This is a genomic window from Mycobacterium sp. GA-1285 (genome assembly GCF_001499905.1).
In the GTDB taxonomy this organism is placed as follows: domain Bacteria; phylum Actinomycetota; class Actinomycetes; order Mycobacteriales; family Mycobacteriaceae; genus Mycobacterium.
Genome location: NZ_LQIS01000002.1, coordinates 128,166 through 147,895 on the forward strand (window position 1 = coordinate 128,166; position 19,730 = coordinate 147,895).

Genomic DNA, 19,730 nt, shown 5'->3' on the forward strand with positions numbered 1-19,730 from the left:
TCCTCGGGTAGGAGCCGGCCGGTGGTCCCACACATCGAGACCCGCAACGCATGGGTGGAGTTTCCGATCTTCGATGCGAAATCACGCTCGCTGAAGAAGGCGTTCCTCGGCAAGGCCGGCGGCGCGATCGGACGCAACGACTCCAACGTCGTGGTCATCGAGGCACTGCGGGACATCACCATGTCGTTGGAACTCGGCGACCGGGTGGGCCTGGTGGGGCACAACGGTGCGGGCAAATCGACCCTGCTGAGACTGCTGTCGGGTATCTACGAGCCCACGCGGGGGGTGGCGACCGTCACGGGCCGGGTGGCGCCGGTGTTCGACCTCGGCGTCGGGATGGACCCGGAGATCTCGGGCTTCGAGAACATCATCATCCGCGGCCTGTTCCTCGGGCAGACGCGTAAACAGATGCTGGCCAAGATCGACGAGATCGCGGAGTTCACCGAGCTCGGGGATTACCTGTCGATGCCGTTGCGCACTTACTCCACCGGTATGCGGGTGCGTCTCGCGATGGGCGTGGTGACCAGCATCGACCCCGAGATCCTGCTGCTCGACGAGGGCATCGGTGCGGTCGACGCCGAGTTCCTCAAGAAGGCGCAGAGTCGTTTGGCCGAACTCGTCGCGCGCTCGGGCATCCTGGTGTTCGCCAGCCACTCCAACGAGTTTCTGGCCCGACTCTGCAACACCGCCATGTGGATCGACCACGGCACGATCAAGATGACCGGCGACATCGAAGACGTCGTGCGGGCCTATGAGGGCGAGGACGCCGCCCGGCACGTCCGGGAAGTGCTCGAAGAGACACGCCAGGGATGACCGCCAACGAGGGCTTGCCCGAGCAGCCAACCAGCCCCGTCATATGCGCGGTCGTGGTCACCCACCGTCGTCTCGACGAGTTGGCGAAGTCACTGGAGGCGGTGTCGGCCCAGACCCGCGCGCCCGACCACTTGATCGTCGTCGACAACGACTTCTCCGAAGGTGGGGACCCCCGGGTCGCCGAGCTGGTGGCCGGACAACCCATCCCGACCACCTATCTCGGGTCGCGCCGAAACCTCGGTGGCGCAGGCGGTTTCGCGTTGGGGATGCTGCATGCGCTGGCCCTGGGCGCGGACTGGGTGTGGTTGGCCGACGACGACGGCCGCCCAGCCGACTCGGAGGTGCTGGGCACGCTGATCGACTGCGCCGCTCGCCACGGGCTCGCCGAGGTGTCGCCGATGGTCTGTGACATGGCCGACCCCGGACGCCTGGCCTTCCCCCTGCGACGCGGACTCGTATGGCGTCGCCGTGTCGACGAGTTGCGCACCGAGTCCGGTTCAGTGGGGGCACCTCCCGCTTGCGGGGGACTGCTGCCGGGCATCGCATCGCTGTTCAACGGCGCGCTGTTCGCCGCAGCGACGCTGGAGGCGACCGGTGTGCCCGATCTCCGGCTGTTCGTGCGGGGCGACGAAACCGAACTGCACCGCAGGCTGGTCCGCTCCGGGCTACCGTTCGGCACCTGCCTTGACGCGGTGTACCTGCATCCGCAGGGCGGCGACGAGTTCAAACCGATCCTCCGCGGCCGCATGCACACGCAGTATCCGGAAAACGCGGCCAAACGCTTCTATACCTACCGCAACCGCGGCTATCTGTTGTCCCAGCCGGGCCTGCGTCGATTGCAGTTGCAGGAGTGGGCCCGCTTCGGTTGGTTCTTCCTGGTGTCCCGTCGGGACCCCACCGGCCTGATGGAGTGGATCCGGTTGCGGCGCATGGGCCGCAAGGAGAGGTTCGGGAGGTTCCCACAGTGACGTTCACCGACGCCGCCGCGCAGTCGAGGACGATGAGCCGGGCGTGGGGTGACCTGGTCGCCGGCTTCGGCAAGCACGAACTGTGGTTGCACCTCGGCTGGCAGGACATCAAACAGCGCTACCGCCGCTCGGTTCTCGGCCCGTTCTGGATCACGATCGCCACCGGCGCGACCGCGGTCGCCATGGGCCTGCTCTACTCCAAGTTGTTCAAACTCGAGCTGTCCGAACATCTTCCGTACGTCACCCTCGGGCTGATCGTGTGGAACCTGATCAACGCGGCGATCCTGGAGGGCGCCGACGTGTTCGTCGCCAACGAGGGTCTGATCAAGCAGTTGCCGACACCGCTGTCGGTGCACGTCTACCGGCTGGTGTGGCGACAGATGATCCTGTTCGCGCACAACATGATCATCTTCGTGATCATCGCGATCATCTATCCCAAGCCGTGGACGTGGACGGACCTGGCGGTCATCCCGGCGCTGGGCCTGATCGTGCTCAACTGCATCTGGGTGGCGTTGTGCTTCGGCATCCTGGCCACCCGTTACCGCGACATCAGTCCCCTGCTGGTCAGCCTGGTGCAGCTGTTGTTCTTCATGACCCCGATCATCTGGAACGAGTCCACTCTGCGGCAGCAGGGTGCGGAGCGGTACGCCAAGATCGTCGAGCTCAATCCGTTGCTGCACTATCTCGACATCGTGCGGGCCCCGCTGCTCGGCGCCGATCAGGAACTGCGCCACTGGTTGGTGGTGATCGTGCTGACGGTGGTCGGCTGGATCTTCGCGGCGTTCGCCATGCGGCAATACCGCGCCCGCGTCGCGTACTGGGTCTAGAGGGCCGGGGCACGGCTTCCGGCGGAACTCGGGCATCGGGTGCGGCCGTTATGCGGATATGAGCATCCCGCCATATCAGCCTCCGTCGTCTACGCCGTCCGGCCCGGCAGGCACATTGACCTGCCCCAAGTGCGCGGGCTCGATGCGCACCTACGAACGTAACGGCATCCACTTGGAGCAGTGCGACACCTGCCGCGGCATCTTCCTCGACTTCGGTGAGCTCGAGGCGCTGACCCAGATGGAGAACCGGTTCGTGCAGTCCGCGCCGCCGCCTCCGCCTGCTCAGCACGGATACGGCTACGGCCCGGGCTGGGGGCATCGCGGCAACAAGTACTACCGCAAACAGGGGTTCGGCCGGCTGTTCTTCTCCAGCTAGACCGTCAGAGCATCCGCGCGCAGGCCGCCACCAACAATTCGTCGTCGGGGTGGTGAGCCGCCGCCTGTACCACCGCGGCGCGGGCGAACCCGTCGAGCACCGGCCACGGATCGCCGTCGGGCAGCGCGGGTCCGCTCGCGGCGCGGTACGCGTCGACGAAGCTCTGCCAGTCGTCGTCCGGAATGAGTCCGGCGGCCCAGAATCCGGCCGCACGGGCGAGATCCCACGCCGGGTCGCCGACGCCCAGATCGTCGACGTCGATGAGCAGCCACTGTGCGCCGCGACGGCCGAGCTGCCCCAAGTGGAAGTCGCCGTGCACGAGCGTCGCCGGACGGTCCGGCGAACCCGCGCGCCAGACCTTGTCTGGCAGGTCGGCTGCGGCGCGGCGCACTGTCTGGTTCCCGGTGCGAAGCGTGTCGACGGCCCGGCGTAGTCGTTGTGGCCAGCCGTGCGGCGGTGTCCGCGTCGGCCGCGGTTCCCGGTGCAACCGCGCCAGCAGCTGACCGGCTTCGGCCCACGGCACGCATTCCGGTTGTGGTGCAACGGTTTCCACGCGCGGCCACCGGGTGCGCCAGCGTGCTGCGACCGGCTCGGGAACCGTCGACAGCGGCGAGACCAGACAATCCGACCGGGCAGCGATACCGAGCCGAACGGTCAACGCACGCGGATCGGTACCCGGCCGGTGCAGCTTGTAGACGACGTCACCGGCGACGACGATCTCGGCACCGGACCGGGTTTGCACCCTCGCAACCTAGCGACGCGGCGGCCGCGGCTCGCGCCGGGCGTCGATGAGTCTGCGCCGCACCGTAAGCTGCCCGGGTGGCCGAGCCTCCGATGCAGCCCACCCTGACCCTGGGCACCCAGATCTGGCGGTTCATCGTCACCGGCGGTCTTGCGGCCGTCGTCGACTTCGGTCTCTATGTCGCGTTGCTCGCCGCCGGTTTGCATGTCAACGTGGCCAAGACCCTGAGCTTCATCGCGGGCACCACCACGGCGTATCTGATCAACCGCCGATGGACCTTCCAGGCGCCGCCGAGCGCCGCCCGGTTCATCGCGGTCTGCGTCCTGTACGCGGTCACTTACGCGGTGCAGGTCGGCATCAACTACGTGTTCTACATGGCCTGGGACGGGAAGCCGTGGCGGGTGCCGGTCGCGTTCGTCATCGCGCAGGGCACCGCGACGGTGATCAATTTCGTGGTCCAGCGCGCGGTGATCTTCCGCCTGCGCTAGCCGGTACGCGCTGAAAACAGCTCACCGGGGCGCCGCCGGGCACACGGTACCCTCGTCACGATGTCCGAGAACCTGCCGACGACCACGCGTGCCCTGACCGGCTTCGGCCGCACCGCACCGTCGGTCGCGCAGGTCCTCACCACGCCGGACGTCGAACTCATCGCCCAGGCTGTTCGCGAGGCCGCCGACCGCAGCGCGTCGAGCCCGTCGTTCCTGCACCGGGGTGTCCTCGCCCGCGGGCTGGGCCGCTCCTACGGCGATCAGGCGTGCAACGGGGGTGGCCTGGTCGTGGACATGACCGCGCTGCACAAGATCCACTCGATCAGCGCCGACACGGCCGTCGCCGATGTCGACGCGGGCGTCAGCCTCGACCAGTTGATGAAGGCCGCGTTGCCGTTCGGGCTGTGGGTGCCCGTGCTGCCCGGCACACGCCAGGTCACCGTCGGCGGGGCGATCGCGTCGGACATCCACGGCAAGAATCACCACAGCGCCGGTAGCTTCGGCAACCACGTGCTGTCGATGGACCTGCTGATGGCCGACGGCGAGGTTCGTACCCTCACGCCGGACGGGCCGGAAGCCGAATTGTTCTGGGCGACGGTCGGCGGTAACGGCCTCACCGGGATTGTGGTGCGCGCCCGAATCGCGATGACGCGCACCGAAACCGCGTACTTCATCGCCGACGGTGTGTCCACCGGCAACCTGGACGAGACCGTCGTCGTGCACCTCGACGGCAGCGAGGACCGCTACACCTACTCCAGCGCGTGGTTCGACCTGATCAGTCCGCCGCCGAAACTGGGCCGCGCCGCGATCAGCCGCGGCAGCCTCGCGACGCTCGACCAGCTGCCCCCGAAGCTGGCCAAGAATCCGCTCAAATTCGATGCGCCTCAACTGCTCTCGGTGCCTGACATCTTTCCCGTCAGCGCCATGAACAAGCTGTCGTTCATGGCGATCGGCGAGGTGTACTACCGGCTCGGCGGCACCTACACCGGCAAGATCATGAACCTGTCGCAGTTCTACCACATGCTGGATCTGGTCAGCGGGTGGAACAACGCTTACGGCCCAGCGGGTTTCGCACAGCACCAGTTCCTGGTACCGCCCGACGCGCTCGAGGAGTTCAAGGCCATCATCCGCTGGATTCAGACCCGCGGGCATTACTCCGCGCTCAACGTGTTCAAGCTGTTCGGGCCCGGTAACCGCGCGCCGCTGAGCTTTCCGATGGCGGGGTGGAACGTGGCGATGGACTTCCCGAACAAGCCCGGCATCAACGAGTTCCTCAACGAACTCGACGAGCGGGTCATGGAGTTCGGTGGCCGGGTCTACACCGCGAAGGACTCCAGGGTCAGCGCCGAACGGTTCCACAAGATGTATCCGCGGATCGACGAGTGGATCGCCGTGCGCCGCAAGGCCGACCCGAACGGCGTCTTCGCTTCCGACATGGCCCGACGCTTGGAGCTCCTGTAGATGGTTCTTGATGCCGTAGGTAACCCCCAGACCATCCTGCTGCTCGGCGGGACGTCGGAGATCGGGCTGGCGATCTGCGAGCGCTACCTGCGCAACGCGCACGCCCGCATCATCCTGGCCGACTTGCCGAATCACCCCCGCAAGGACGAGGCGATCGCCGCGATGACCGCCGCGGGAGCCAAGGCCGTCGAATGGATCGACTTCGACGGCACCGACACCGCCGGTCACCGCGCCGTGATCGATCAGGCGTGGAGCGACGGTGATGACTCAAGAGACATAGACGTCGCGATCGTGGCTTTCGGGCTGCTCGGCAACGCCGAGGAGCTGTGGCAGGACCAGGCCAAGGCCGTGCAGGTTGCCCAGATCAACTACACCGCAGCGGTTTCGGTCGGCGTGCTGATCGGTGAGAAGATGCGGGCGCAGGGCTTCGGGCAGATCATCGCGATGAGCTCGGCGGCCGGTGAACGGGTGCGGCGGTCCAACTTCGTGTACGGGTCGACCAAGGCCGGCTTGGACGGCTTCTACCTCGGACTCGGAGAGGCGTTGCGGGAGTACGGCGTTCGGGTGCTGGTGATCCGGCCGGGCCAGGTGCGCACCACGACCACCATCGAGCACTGGAAGGCCACCGGCGCGAAGGAAGCGCCGTTCACCGTCGACAAGGAAGACGTCGCCGAACTGGCCGTCACGGCGGCAGCCAAAGGCAAGGAACTGGTATGGGCGCCGGGAGCGTTCCGGTACGTGATGATGGTGTTGCGCCACATCCCACGGCCGATCTTCCGCAAGCTACCCATCTGATGCGCGACGGCACGCCGGTTCGACCGGTCAGGGTCGCCGGCCAGATGGTGGCAGCCGCCGCGGTGGCGATCGTCGTCGCGGTGGTCTCGCTGGCCGCGATCGCGCGGGTGGAGTGGCCGGCGTACAACTCGTCCAATCAGTTGCACGCGCTGACCACGGTGGGCCAGTTCGCCTGTCTGGCAGGGCTGTTGGCGAGTGGATGGGTCTGGCGGCGGGGACGTCGGCTGCTCGCGAAGGTCGCGGCGACGCTGTTCTTGTCCGCGTTCTCGGTGGTGACGCTCGCGATGCCTCTTGGTGCGACCAAGCTCTATCTGTACGGCATCTCGGTCGATCAGCAGTTCCGCACCGAGTACCTCACCCGGCTCGCCGACAGCGCCGCGCTGCGCGACATGACCTACATGGGCCTGCCGCCGTTCTATCCACCGGGCTGGTTCTGGATCGGCGGCCGTCTGGCCGCGCTGACCGGTACACCCGCGTGGGAGATGTTCAAACCGTGGGCGATCATGTCGATCACGGCCGCGATCGCGGTGGCGTTCGTGTTGTGGGCGGCCATGATTCGCTTCGAGTACGCGCTCGTCGTCACCACCGCCACCGCCGCAGCCACACTCGCATACTCTCCGGCCGAGCCCTACGCCGCGATCATCTGTGTGCTCCTGCCGCCGGTGTTCGTGCTCGCGTGGTCGGGGTTGCGCGCCGGCGACCCGCATGCAGCGGGTGGGAGGACGCGAGCCGGGTGGGCCGCCGTCGTCGGCACCGGCCTCTTCCTCGGCGGCGCCGCCCTGCTCTACACATTGCTGTTCGCCTATGCCGCATTCACGTTGGCGATCATGGGTGTGCTGCTGGCCGTCGTGCGCAAGCGCATCGACCCGCTGCTACGGCTGGCGGTCGTCGCGGCGATCTCGGCGGCCATCGCCTTGATCGGATGGGCGCCGTACCTGCTCGCGGCGATCTCCGGTGAGCCCGCCGAGTCCGGAACCGCGCAGCACTATCTGCCGACCGACGGCGCGCAGCTGGAGTTTCCGATGCTGCACTTCACACTGCTGGGCGCGCTGTGCATGCTCGGCACGCTGTGGCTGGTCTGGCGTGCGCGCTCGTCGACCCGGGCCGGCGCTCTGGCGATCGCCGTGCTGGCCGTCTACGCCTGGTCGCTGCTGTCGATGCTCACCACGCTGGCGGGCACCACGCTGTTGTCGTTCCGCCTGAATCCGACACTGACCGTGCTACTGACGGCGGCCGGCGCCTTCGGTTTCATCGACGTCACACGTGCCGTCGCGGCGCGGGTGCGGCCCGAGAACGCGCGCCGCGTCGTCGCGGCCGCGGTGACGCTCGGTGCGATCGGCGCCGTCACCTACAGCCAGGACATCCCCGATGTGCTGCGCTCCGACATCGTCGTCGCGTATACCGACACCGATGGATACGGTCAGCGCGCCGACCGGCGACCGCCCGGCGCCGAGCGTTATTACCGCGACATCGACGCCAAGATCACCGAGGTGACCGGCCGTCCCCGTGACGAGACCGTCGTGCTGACCGCCGACTACAGCTTCCTGTCCTACTATCCCTATTACGGCTTCCAGGGATTGACGTCGCACTACGCCAATCCCCTCGCGCAGTTCGACAAGCGCGCCGAAGCCATCGAGAGTTGGGCCACGCTGACCGACGCCGAGCAGTTCGTCGAGGCACTCGACACGCTGCCGTGGGAGCCGCCGACGGTGTTCTTGATGCGCCGCGGCGGCCCGTCCGGTTCGGCTGACACCTACACGCTGCGGCTGGCCTCCGACGTCTATCCGAACCAACCCAATGTCCGCCGCTACCACGTCGCCCTGGACGAGGCCCTGTTCGACGACCCGCGCTTCGAGGTCTCCAGCATCGGCCCGTTCGTCCTGGCCATCCGCACGCCCAATTAGGATCGAACGCCGTGGTCGGTGAAGCCGGGGTCGGATCGAACCATCGGACGGTGCGGCTCATTGCCATCGTCGCCGGGTTGCTGGGCGCATTGCTGGCCCTCGCCACGCCGCTGATGCCGGTCACGCAGACGACCGCCGAACTGACCTGGCCGCAGAACGGCGTGCTGCAGAGCGTGGACGCCCCGCTCATCGGCTACGTCGCCACCGACCTGGAGATCTCCGTGCCGTGTCGCGCGGCGGCCGGGCTGGCCGGGCCGGATGCTCAGGACCGCACGGTGCTGTTGTCGACCGTGCCCAAGCAAGCGCCCAAGGCAATCGACCGCGGCCTGCTGATCGAGCGGGTCAACGACGACCTGCTGGTGATCGTGCGCAACACCCCGGTGGTCAGCGCCCCGCTGGATCAAGTGCTCAGCCCGCAGTGCCAGCGGCTGACCTTCACCGCACACGCCGACAAGGTAACCGGTGGATTCGTCGGGCTGGTCCAGGGTCCGGGACGGATTCCGAACGAGGACCCCGGGGAACCGCTGCGCGGCGAGCGCGGCGGCTACGACTTCCGCCCGCAGATCGTCGGGGTCTTCACCGACCTCAGCGGCCCGGCCCCACCGGGACTGGACTTCTCCGCAACGCTCGACACCCGCTACAGCACATCGCCGACCCTGCTCAAGACGCTGGCGATGATCATCGGGGTGGCGATGACCGTCATCGCGTTGGCGGCGCTGCATCTTCTCGACACCGCCGACGGCCGCGGCGTCAGACGGTTCCTGCCCCCGCGGTGGTGGACGCTGCGACCGCTCGACGGCCTCGTCGCCGCCGTGCTGGTGTGGTGGCACTTCGTCGGCGCCAACACCGCCGACGACGGCTACATCCTGACCATGGCACGGGTCTCCGAACAGGCCGGCTACATGGCGAACTACTACCGATGGTTCGGCACGCCGGAGGCGCCGTTCGGCTGGTACTACGACCTGCTGGCGTTGTGGGCGCACGTCAGCACGCACAGCGTCTGGATGCGCCTGCCGACGCTGGTGATGGCGCTGGCGTGCTGGTGGGTCATCAGCCGTGAGGTGATCCCGCGCCTCGGCCACGCGGTGAAGCAGACGCCTGCGGCGGCGTGGACGGCGGCGGGCCTGTTCCTGGCGTTCTGGCTCCCGCTGAACAACGGGCTGCGCCCGGAACCGATCATCGCGCTCGGCATCCTTCTCACCTGGTGCTCGGTCGAGCGGGGCGTGGCCACCAGCAGGCTGCTGCCCGTGGCGATCGCGATCATCATCGGCGCGCTCACACTGTTCTCCGGGCCGACGGGCATCGCCGCCGTGGGCGCTCTGCTGGTAGCGGTCGGGCCACTGAAAACGATTGTCGCCGCACATGTTTCACGCTTCGGCTACCTGGCGCTGCTGGCGCCGATCCTGGCCGCCGCCACCGTAACAATCATCCTGATCTTCCGGGACCAGACGCTGGCCTCCGAGATGCAGGCCAGCGCTTTCAAGTCCGCGGTCGGTCCGAGTCTGAGCTGGTTCGACGAGCACATCCGCTACGAGCGGCTCTTCACTCTGAGCCCCGACGGTTCAGTGGCGCGCCGGTTCGCGGTGCTCACACTGTTGCTGGCGCTGGGCGTGGCGATCGCGATGTCGTTGCGTAAGTTCAAGATTCCGGGCACGGCGTTGGGACCGAGCCGCCGCATCATCGGCATCACGGTCATCTCGTTTCTGGCCATGATGTTCACGCCGACGAAGTGGACCCATCATTTCGGTGTGTTCGCCGGCCTGGCCGGGTCGTTGGGCGCGCTGGCCGCGGTCGCCGTCACCGCCACGGCGATGCGCTCGCGCCGCAACCGCTCGGTGTTCGGCGCCGCGGTCCTGTTCGCGATGGCGTTGTCGTTCGCCACGGTCAACGGCTGGTGGTACGTGTCGAACTTCGGTGTGCCGTGGTCGAACGCGATGCCGGAGTGGAAGTTCGGCTTCTCGACGATTCTGCTCGGGTTGGCCGTGCTGGCCCTGATCGCCGCCGCGTGGTTCCACTTCTCCGGCCGCGACGTGTCGCCGCCGGGCCCGCAACGGCGTTGGCAGCGAATCCTGCAGGCGCCGTTGGCCGTTGCGACGTGGCTGCTGGTGGTTTTCGAGGTGCTGTCGCTGACGCTGGCCATGATCGACCAGTACCCGGCGTGGAGCGTCGGCCGATCCAACCTCGAAGCCCTGGCGGGCAAAACGTGCGGGATGGCCCAGGACGTCCTCGTCGAGGAGGACCCCAACGTCGGCATGCTGACCCCGATCGACACGCCCGTCGGCGAGGCGCTCGGCGCCGGTACCGCACAGGGCTTCAGCCCCAACGGAATTCCCAGCGACGTCTCCGCCGACGAGACGATGAGCGGACAGGGCACCTCCACCAACTTCGCCGACACCGACAGCGAAGACGACCAGGCGGGCAACGGCGGGACCGAGGGCGGCACGACGGCCGCCGCCGGTGTCAACGGTTCACGGGCCCGGCTGCCCTACAAACTCGATCCGGCCACGACCCCGGTGATGGGCAGCTGGCGCTCCGGCACGCAGCAGCCGGCGCAGCTGCGGTCGGCGTGGTACCGCCTGCCGTCCCGCGATGACACCGGTCCACTGCTGGTCGTCTCGGCGGCCGGTCGGTTCGACGCGGGCGAGGTCACAGTGCAATGGGCGACCGACGAGCAGGCCGCGGCCGACGAGCCGGGCGGTTCGATCGGGTTCGCCGACGTCGGCGCCGTGCCCGCGTGGCGCAACCTGCGGGCGCCGCTGACCGCGATACCGCCCGACGCGACTCAGATTCGGCTGGTGGCCTCCGACGAGGACCTCGACCCGCAGCACTGGATCGCGGTGACCCCGCCGCGGATCCCGGAGTTACGCACGCTTCAGGACGTCGTCGGGTCGTCCGATCCGGTGTTGCTGGACTGGCTGGTCGGGTTGGCGTTCCCCTGCCAGCGGCCGTTCGGCCACCAGAACGGCGTCATCGAGGTGCCGAAGTGGCGGATCCTGCCCGACCGGTTCGGGGCCGAGGCCAACTCGCCGGTGATGGACTATCTCGGCGGGGGGCCGCTCGGCATCACCGAACTGCTGGTGCGGGCCACGACGGTGCCGACGTATCTGCACGACGACTGGTTCCGGGACTGGGGCTCGCTGCAGCAGCTCACGCCGTGGTACCCGAACGCCGCGCAGGCCCGCCTGGACCTCGGCACGGCGACGCGTAGCGGTCTGTGGAGCCCGGCGCCGCTGCGGCTGTCCTGAGCTTTGCGCCGCGGGCCTTAAGAGGTTGATCGCATGCATGTGGTACGTGGGATCAACCGGTTAGCGGGACCGCGGGACGACACGCGGGACAGCTTCGCCGTTGACCGGCCCAGCCGCGACGACGCAGCAAGTCACCGATCAGTTGAGCGGTGCGGCATGCATCGCCGAATACGAGTCCATAGGTCAACCGGATCGTGACCACATCAGACCGGCTCAACTCCGCGAGATCACGCAGCGCATCGCGATCGCGATCTCGCGGCGATTCGTGGAACGCGCGGCCGTCCAACTCGACCACCACCCCTTGGCGCTCGTAGTGCACATCCTGGAACGTCGACCGGCCGGTCGCGGTGCTGCGAAGCTGGCGCTCGCCTCGAGGCAGCCCGTGCGAGCGCTCGACCCGATGCAGGTAGCCACGCTCGAGCACCGAACAGGCGCCGTCGCGAAGGTCGGTGAGCATCTCCTCCAACGTGCGCCGACCCGAAACACGTCTTCGAGTTTCCAACGCCTGCAGTATCCGCTGCGGTGTGGTGCGCCTGGTGGCACACACCCGCGCCAACACGGCGAATGCGGCAGCAGTGTCCTCGTCGCGGAGTTCGCTGCTCATCACGTCGATCAGCGCATGTTCCAGGCGAATCGCCGGCGGGCTGCGATCGAGTTCGGCGCGTTGCGCGAAGTCGGGCACGCGATGTAGCACGACTCGTGGCAGTGGCCGCAGATGGCGAGCCTCGTCGACGGCCACGTGTACGACCGTCGTCGGCGGATCGGGCAGCGCCGACGCGTGAGCCAGCGCGGCCGGCCAGAATGCCAACACCGCGGCCCAGTGCCGCTGCGTCTGCGTGAGGCGGCCGCTGTGGCCGACGTAGACGCCGCGCTCGAGCGGTGTCAACTCCCGGCGGCGCACCAGCCTGGCGATGTCGAAATCGGTTCCCCCGGCGTCCAGTACCTGCCGACGCGCGACGACTCCGTCCTGCGACGCCGTGATGGCCTCGACACAGCCCAGATGCCAACGGGTCACTCGGCTAAGCGTGAACGTGCCGGCGGGCGACGGCCAGCCCGACGCCGCGCGGTTGTGGATAACCGCTTGACCGGTGGATCGCATGCACGTCGTACGTGGGATCAACCGGTTAAGGCGCAAGAGCAACGGCCGAGCCGCGATCGGCCGTGCGTCATCAACTCCGGCGAGCGCTTCGCCTACCATCGACGCTCGTGCCTGCCCATCGAATCGCGCGTCTGATCGCCGTCGTGGCAGGCATCGCCGGTGTGCTGCTGTGTGGGCTGGTCCCGCTGCTGCCGGTCAAACAGGCGACCGCGACCATCCTGTGGCCGCAGGGCGCCGGACCCGACGGGTTCGTCACCGACATCACCGCCCCGCTGGTGTCCGGCGCGCCGCAGGCCCTCGACATCTCGATACCCTGCCAGGCCGTCGCCACCCTGCCCGATGACGGCGGCCTGGTGCTGGCGACCGTTCCGCCGGGCGGCATCGACGCGAGCCGCAACGGGCTGTTCGTTCGCGCGACCTCCGACGTGGTCGTCGTCGCGTTCCGCGACTCCGTCGCAGCGGTCGCACCGCGGCCGGCCGTGGAGGGCGGCGCCTGCAGCACGCTGCACATCTGGGCCAACGCGGGTGAGGCCGGCGCCGACTTCATCGGACTGCCCGGGGCCGCGGGGACCCTGCCCGCCGAGGAGAAGCCGCAGGTCGCCGGCGTATTCACCGATATGGAAGTGCCGGCGCAAGAGGGCCTGTCGGTGCGCATCGACGTCGACACGCGGTTCATCACCTCGCCCACCGCACTCAAACTCGCCGTGATGGCGCTCGGAGTCGTGTGCGTGATCGCGTCGATCGTGGCGTTGGCGGTGTTGGACCGCCGGAGCCGCTCCGGCGGCGACATTGGGCTCCGCAGCGGCCGACGCGTGGCGCGCGCCTGGCGGCGGTTCTGGCGCGTCGGCTTCTGGCACTGGGTGGCTGATCTGGCCGTTGTGGGCACGTTGCTGCTGTGGCACGTCATCGGCGCCCTGTCCTCGGACGACGGCTACAACCTCACCATCGCCCGAGTTTCGGCCGACGCCGGCTACACCGCGAACTACTACCGCTTCTTCGGCGCCACGGAGGCCCCGTTCGACTGGTACCAGTCCCTGCTCGCAGCGCTCGCCTCGATCAGCACCGCGGGTGTGTGGATGCGGCTGCCTGCGACGCTGGCGGCCATCGGCACCTGGCTGATCGTCAGCCGCTGCATCCTGCCCCGCCTCGGCCGTCGGCTCGCCGCCAACCGGGTGACGGTGTGGACGGCCGCAGCGGTGTTCCTGGCGGCGTGGCTGCCGTTCAACAACGGCCTGCGACCCGAGCCGCTCATCGCGTTCGGAACGGTCGCCGTGTGGGTGCTGGTGGAGAACGCCGTCGCCACCCGTCGGACGTGGCCGGCCGCGCTGGCGATCGTCGTCGCGGTGTTCAGCGTGACGCTCGCGCCGCAGGGCTTGATCGCGATCGCGCCCCTGCTGGTCGGGGCCCGCGCGGTCGTGCGCACGATCCGCGCGCGCCGTCCGGTGGACGGTGTCCTGGCGCCCCTGGCTGCGCTGCTGTCCGCGCTGGCGCTGATCTTCGTGGTGGTGTTCCGCGACCAGACCCTGGCCACCGTCGCGGAGTCGGCCCGCATCAAGTACGTCGTCGGCCCGACGATCGCGTGGTACCAGGAGTTCCTGCGCTACTACTTCCTCACCGTCGAAGACAGCGTCGACTCGTCGCTGACCCGGCGCTTCGCGGTGCTGGTGCTGTTGCTCTGTCTGTTCGGGATGCTCGCGGTGCTGCTGCGGCGCGGCGGTGTCCCCGGCATGGCGCGCGGCCCGGTGTGGCGCCTGATAGCGGCGACGGCGGTCGGCCTCCTGCTGCTGACGTTCACACCCACGAAGTGGGCCGTGCAGTTCGGCGCGTTCGCCGGGCTGGCGGGTGCGCTCGGAGCGGTGACGGCGTTCGCGTTCGGCCGCGTCGGGCTGCACAGCCGTCGCAACCTCGCGCTCTACGTCACCGCGCTGCTGTTCGTATTGGCTTGGGCGACATCGGGTATCAACGGCTGGTTCTACATCGGCAACTACGGCGTGCCGTGGTTCGACAAGCAGCCGGTGATCGCCGGTATCCCGGTGACCGGGATCTTCCTCGCGCTGGCGATCCTCACCGGCCTGCTCGCGGGGTGGCTGCACTTCCGCATGGACTACGCGGGGCACACGGAGGTCGCCGACACCAAGCGAAACCGCGTGCTGGCCTCGACGCCGCTGCTCGTGGTCGCGGCGATCATGGTGGTGCTCGAGGTCGGCTCCATGGCCAAGGGCGCCGTGCAGCGGTACCCCGTCTACACCACCGCGAAGGCGAACTTCTCCGCACTGAAGTCGGGGCTCTCGGACGCCAGTTGCGCGATGGCCGACGACGTGCTCGTCGAACCCGACACGAACGCCGGTCTGCTGCAACCCGTTCCGGGCCAGCGGTTCGGTGAGTACGGCCCGCTCGGCGGCGAGGACCCGGTCGGCTTCAATCCCAACGGCGTCAGCGACACGCTCGAACCGCCCGAACCGATCACCGCCAACCCGGGCACGGTCAATTCCGACGGGTCGCCGAACGAACCGAACATCGGCATCGGTTTCGCCGCGGGCACCGGCGGCGGTTACGGACCCGTCGGGGTGAACGGTTCGAACGTGTTCCTGCCGTTCGGCCTCGACCCCGAACGCACCCCCGTGATGGGCAGCTACGACGAGAATTCCGTCGCCGCCAAGGTGACGTCGGCGTGGTACCAGCTGCCGGCACGCACACCGGACCGGCCGCTGGTCACCGTCGCGGCCGCGGGTGCGATCTGGTTCTACGAAGAGGACGGCTCGTTCAATTACGGGCAGTCGCTGAAGTTGCAGTGGGGCGTGCACCGCCCCGACGGCAGTTATCAGCCGCTGGCCGAGGTGCAACCGATCGACATCGGACCCGGGCCTCAAAAAGCTTGGCGCAACCTGCGTTTCCCGCTCGCATGGGCCCCACCGGAGGCGAACGTCGCGCGCATCGTCGCCGACGACCCCAACCTGTCCACCGACCAGTGGTTCGCGTTCACCCCGCCACGGGTCCCGGTGCTCGTCACCGCGCAGCAGTTCCTCGGCTCGCAGACACCGGTGCTGATGGACATCGCAACCGCCGCGAACTTCCCCTGCCAGCACCCGTTCTCCCAGCGCCTCGGCATCGCCCAATTGCCCGAGTACCGCATCCTTCCGAACCTCAAGCAGGTGGTCGTGTCCTCGAACCAGTGGCAATCGGCCCAGGACGGCGGCCCGTTCCTGTTCATCCAAGCGCTGTTGCGCACCTCGACCGTCCCCACCTACCTGCGTGACGACTGGTATCGGGACTGGGGTTCGATCGAGCGCTATGTCCGGGTGGTGCCCGAATCCGAGGCGCCGGACGCCGTCGTCGAACAGGGGACGGTGCGCGTCTTCGGTTGGAGCCGTAACGGACCGATCAGGGCGCTGCCATGAGATCTGAGGTGAGGGTCGCCCGCTGGGTGGCGGCGATCGCGGGACTGATCGGATTCGTGCTGTCGGTGGCCACGCCCCTGCTTCCGGTGGAACAGACCACCGCGACGCTGAACTGGCCGCAACAGGACCGGCTGAACAGCGTCACGGCGCCATTTATCACACAGACGCCCGTGCGGATGTCGGTGACGGTGCCGTGCGAGGTGATCCGCACACTGCCTCCGCGCGGCGGAATGGTGTTGGGCACCGCGCCGAAGGACGGTAAGCAGGCCGCGCTGCAGGCTCTGTTCGTCACGGTCAACCCGCAACGCGTCGACATCACCGACCGAAATGTGGTGGTGGCCAGCGTCCCTCGGGCCCGGGTGGTCGGAACCGGGCAAGCCCCGGGCTGCTCGCGCATCGAGATCACCTCCTCCGAGGAGGGCACGTTCGCGACCTTCGTCGGGCTGACCAAGCCGGACGGCTCGCCGCAGTACACCGGTTTCCCCGACCCGAACCTGCGGCCCGCGATCGTCGGCGTGTTCACCGACCTGACCGGTCCCGCCCCGCCGGGGTTGAGCCTGTCGGCAGAGATCGACACCCGGTTCACCACCGAGCCGACGCCGTTGAAGCTGACGGCGATGGTGCTGGCCATCGTGTCGACGGCGATCGCGCTGCTCGCGCTGTGGCGCCTGGACCGGATGGACGGCAGGCGGATGCGGCGGCTGATCCCGCAGCGATGGCGGACGTTCACCCCCACCGACGTCGTGGTCATCGGAGGCTTCGCGGTCTGGCACGTGATCGGCGCCAACTCCTCCGACGACGGCTACATCCTGGCCATGGCACGCGTGGCCGGTCACGCGGGCTACATGTCGAACTACTTCCGGTGGTTCGGCAGCCCCGAGGACCCGTTCGGCTGGTACTACAACCTGCTGGCGATGATGACCAGCGTCAGCGACGCCAGCATCTGGATGCGGCTGCCGGACCTGGTGTGCGGAATCGTGTGCTGGCTGTTGCTGTCTCGCGAGGTGTTGCCTCGACTCGGTCCGGCCGTTGCCGCGAGCAAGCCTGCGCTGTGGGCGGCGGGGCTGGTGCTGCTGGCGGCGTGGATGCCGTTCAACAACGGCCTGCGCCCGGAGGGCCAGATCGCCACCGGCGCGCTGATCACGTACGTGCTGATCGAGCGGGCCATCATCTCCGGACGGCTCACTCCCGCGGCGTTCGCGATCATGACGGCGGCGTTCACGCTCGGCATCCAGCCGACGGGCCTGATCGCGGTCGCCGCGCTGCTGGCAGGCGGCCGACCGCTGCTGCGCATCCTCGTGCGTCGGCGTCAGGTGGTGGGCGTCTGGCCGCTGGTGCTGCCGCTGCTGGCCGCGGGCACGGTGATCCTGACGGTCGTGTTCTTCGACCAGACCATCGCAACGGTGTTGGAGGCCACAAGGATTCGCACCGCCATCGGCCCGAACCAGGAGTGGTACACCGAGAACCTGCGCTACTACTACCTGATCCTGCCGACGGTGGACGGGTCGCTGTCGCGTCGGTTCGGCTTCCTGATCACCGCGCTGTCGCTGTTCGCCTCGATGTTCATCCTGTTGCGGCGTGGGCGGGTGCCCGGTGTGGCGCGGGGTCCCGCGTGGCGGCTGATCGGGATCATTCTGGGCACGGTGTTCTTCCTGATGTTCACCCCCACCAAGTGGGTGCATCACTTCGGACTGTTCGCCGCGGTCGGGGCCGCGATGGCGGCGCTGGCGACCGTGCTGGTGTCGCCCGCCGTGCTGAAGTGGTCGCGCAACCGGATGGCGTTCCTGGCCGCCGTGTTGTTCGTCGTCGCACTGTGTTTCGCGACCACCAACGGCTGGTGGTACGTGTCCAGTTACGGCGTTCCGTTCAACAACGACGAACCGGCCATCGGTGGGATCACGATCAGCACGATCTTCTTCGCGCTGTTCGTGATCGCGGCGATATGGGCGGCGTGGCTGCACTTCTCGTCGCGAACCCGTGGAGAAGGGCGCATCGCCCGCGCGCTGACCGCGGCGCCCATCCCGGTCGTCGCGGGCTTCATGGTGATGGTTTTCGTCGGTTCGATGCTCGTCGGTGCGGTTCGCCAGTACCCCACCTATTCGAACGCGTGGGCCAACCTGCGCGCCTTCGCCGGTGGTTGCGGCCTGGCCGACGACGTGCTCGTCGAGCCCGACGCCAACGAAGGTTTCCTGACGGCGCTGCCCGGGCAGTACGGACCGTTGGGTCCGCTGGGCGGTGTCGGTCCCGTCGGGTTCACCGCCGACGGTGTGCCGGAAAAGATTGTCGCCGAGGCCATCCGGGTGAATCTGCCGATGCCCGGCACCGATTACGACTGGGACCAGCCCACCAAGCTGAAGGACCCCGGCGTCAACGGCTCCACGGTGCCGCTGCCGTACGGGCTCGACCCGAACCGGGTGCCGTTGGCGGGCACCTATGTCGAGGGGCCCCAGCAGCAAAGCAGGTTGACGTCGGCCTGGTACGAACTACCGGCCCCCGACGACGCACATCCGCTCGTCGTGGTCACCGCCGCCGGAACCATCACCGGTGACAGCGTGTTCAACGGGCGCACCGAAGGCGAGACGGTCGAGTTGGAGTACGCGCGTCGGGGTCCGGACGGTGCGCTGCTACCCGCCGGCCGGATGGTGCCCTACGACCTCGGTCCGATCCCGTCCTGGCGCAATCTGCGCTTCCCCCGCGCGAACATTCCCACCGACGCGATTGCCGTACGTATTGTCGCCGAAGACCTTTCGCTCACGCCGGGCGACTGGCTGGCGGTTACTCCGCCACGGGTGCCCGAACTGCGGTCGGTGCAGGAGTATGTGGGATCGGAGCAGCCGGTGCTGATGGACTGGGCCGTCGGCCTGGCGTTCCCGTGCCAGCAGCCGATGCTGCACGCCAACGGCGTCACCGAGATTCCGAAATTCCGCATAACTCCGGACTACAACGCCAAACGCAAGGACACCGACACGTGGCAGGACGGCCTCAACGGCGGCCTGCTGGGCATCACGGATCTGCTGCTGCGCGCGCACGTGATGGCGACGTACCTGTCGGAGGACTGGGGTCGGGACTGGGGCTCGCTGCGCCGGTTCGAGATGACTCCTGAGGCGCAGGGGGCGACGCCGGCAACACTCGATTTCGGCACGGCCACGCGCAGCGGTCTGTACAGCCCGGGCCACATCCGCATCAAGCCGTAACCAACCGCCGCGAGCGTGCGAGCCTGCACACGACACGCCGCTAGATCAAACCACTTTGCGCACGCTCGGCAGCGACTTTGCGCACGCTCGGCAGCGACTTCGCGCAGGGTCGTCCTCAGCCGATTGTCCCGCGTCCGCTTGCGTCCCAGTGCTTCTCGAGGCGAAGCACGCGGCGGTTCTCGACGACGATCCACAGTGCACCGGCGAGCGCGGCCAGTACGGCGATGAGCACCGTCGAGCCGAGCCACTCGTAGTGTCCATACGCCGCGACGGCGACCGTAGCGATCATCGCCGCCGCCGACAGCGCCAGCAGGATCAAGCCGGGCCAGTAGAAGTTGTCCTTCATGAAGATGCCGGCGTGGGGTTGCGTGGTCCGATGGTGATCCGTCGGATCGTGATGCGTGGTTCCCATCACAACTC

The 19,730-nt window shown here is 68.2% G+C and carries 14 protein-coding genes; 11 read left to right on the forward strand and 3 right to left on the reverse strand.

The window, feature by feature from the left end; translation table 11 throughout:
• Nucleotides 1-21 precede the first annotated feature (21 nt).
• Genes AU193_RS02580 through AU193_RS02595 form a run of 4 tightly spaced genes read left to right on the forward strand, consistent with a single transcriptional unit; the run spans nucleotide 22 to nucleotide 2,984 of the window.
• A complete protein-coding gene (locus tag AU193_RS02580; protein ID WP_064420771.1) occupies nucleotides 22-813 on the forward strand; it encodes an ABC transporter ATP-binding protein in 792 nt (263 codons plus the stop codon).
• The gene (locus AU193_RS02585) at nucleotides 810-1,781 is read left to right on the forward strand and encodes a glycosyltransferase (RefSeq protein ID WP_064420772.1); all 972 of its coding nucleotides are present in this window, start codon (nucleotides 810-812) and stop codon (nucleotides 1,779-1,781) included. Before AU193_RS02580 ends, AU193_RS02585 begins: the two co-directional genes overlap by 4 nt.
• A complete protein-coding gene (locus AU193_RS02590) occupies nucleotides 1,778-2,608 on the forward strand; it encodes an ABC transporter permease (RefSeq protein ID WP_064420773.1) in 831 nt (276 codons plus the stop codon). Before AU193_RS02585 ends, AU193_RS02590 begins: the two co-directional genes overlap by 4 nt.
• A 58-nt stretch (nucleotides 2,609-2,666) precedes the next feature.
• Nucleotides 2,667-2,984, forward strand: a complete 318-nt coding sequence (locus AU193_RS02595; RefSeq protein WP_064420774.1) for a zf-TFIIB domain-containing protein — start codon at nucleotides 2,667-2,669, stop codon at nucleotides 2,982-2,984.
• Nucleotides 2,985-2,988: 4 nt separating this feature from the next.
• On the opposite strand, the gene AU193_RS02600 is transcribed toward AU193_RS02595, so the two are convergent.
• A complete protein-coding gene (locus AU193_RS02600; protein WP_064420775.1) occupies nucleotides 2,989-3,726 on the reverse strand; it encodes a phosphotransferase family protein in 738 nt (245 codons plus the stop codon).
• 92 nt (nucleotides 3,727-3,818) lie between these two features.
• Between AU193_RS02600 and AU193_RS02605 the strand changes: the two genes are divergently transcribed.
• The 5 genes from AU193_RS02605 to AU193_RS02625 are packed head-to-tail and all read left to right on the forward strand — an operon-like array spanning nucleotide 3,819 to nucleotide 11,619.
• Entirely contained in the window at nucleotides 3,819-4,214 is a 396-nt protein-coding gene (locus AU193_RS02605; RefSeq protein ID WP_064420834.1) for a GtrA family protein, read from the forward strand.
• A 60-nt stretch (nucleotides 4,215-4,274) separates the two neighbouring features.
• Nucleotides 4,275-5,675 (forward strand): FAD-binding oxidoreductase, encoded by a 1,401-nt coding sequence (locus AU193_RS02610; RefSeq protein ID WP_064420776.1) that lies wholly within the window; start codon nucleotides 4,275-4,277, stop codon nucleotides 5,673-5,675.
• The gene (locus AU193_RS02615) at nucleotides 5,676-6,470 is read left to right on the forward strand and encodes a decaprenylphospho-beta-D-erythro-pentofuranosid-2-ulose 2-reductase (RefSeq protein ID WP_064420777.1); all 795 of its coding nucleotides are present in this window, start codon (nucleotides 5,676-5,678) and stop codon (nucleotides 6,468-6,470) included.
• The gene (locus AU193_RS02620; RefSeq protein WP_082682799.1) at nucleotides 6,470-8,374 is read left to right on the forward strand and encodes a galactan 5-O-arabinofuranosyltransferase; all 1,905 of its coding nucleotides are present in this window, start codon (nucleotides 6,470-6,472) and stop codon (nucleotides 8,372-8,374) included. The genes AU193_RS02615 and AU193_RS02620 overlap by 1 nt, the downstream gene beginning before the upstream one ends.
• A gap of 11 nt (nucleotides 8,375-8,385) precedes the next feature.
• Nucleotides 8,386-11,619 carry an arabinosyltransferase domain-containing protein gene (locus AU193_RS02625; RefSeq protein WP_064420778.1) on the forward strand — a complete coding sequence of 1,078 codons (3,234 nt, stop codon included), beginning with the start codon at nucleotides 8,386-8,388 and terminating at the stop codon, nucleotides 11,617-11,619.
• A 52-nt stretch (nucleotides 11,620-11,671) separates the two neighbouring features.
• On the opposite strand, the gene AU193_RS02630 is transcribed toward AU193_RS02625, so the two are convergent.
• Complete coding sequence (locus tag AU193_RS02630) at nucleotides 11,672-12,634, reverse strand: hypothetical protein (RefSeq protein WP_082682804.1); 963 nt, start codon at nucleotides 12,632-12,634, stop codon at nucleotides 11,672-11,674.
• 191 nt (nucleotides 12,635-12,825) lie between these two features.
• On the opposite strand from AU193_RS02630, the gene AU193_RS02635 reads away from it, so the two are divergent.
• Complete coding sequence (locus AU193_RS02635) at nucleotides 12,826-16,116, forward strand: arabinosyltransferase domain-containing protein (protein ID WP_064420779.1); 3,291 nt, start codon at nucleotides 12,826-12,828, stop codon at nucleotides 16,114-16,116.
• Nucleotides 16,113-19,310, forward strand: a complete 3,198-nt coding sequence (locus tag AU193_RS02640; RefSeq protein WP_064420780.1) for an arabinosyltransferase domain-containing protein — start codon at nucleotides 16,113-16,115, stop codon at nucleotides 19,308-19,310. Before AU193_RS02635 ends, AU193_RS02640 begins: the two co-directional genes overlap by 4 nt.
• A 115-nt stretch (nucleotides 19,311-19,425) precedes the next feature.
• On the opposite strand, the gene usfY is transcribed toward AU193_RS02640, so the two are convergent.
• Complete coding sequence (gene usfY, locus AU193_RS02645) at nucleotides 19,426-19,722, reverse strand: protein UsfY (RefSeq protein WP_172798194.1); 297 nt, start codon at nucleotides 19,720-19,722, stop codon at nucleotides 19,426-19,428.
• Between the last annotated feature and the right edge of the window lie 8 nt (nucleotides 19,723-19,730).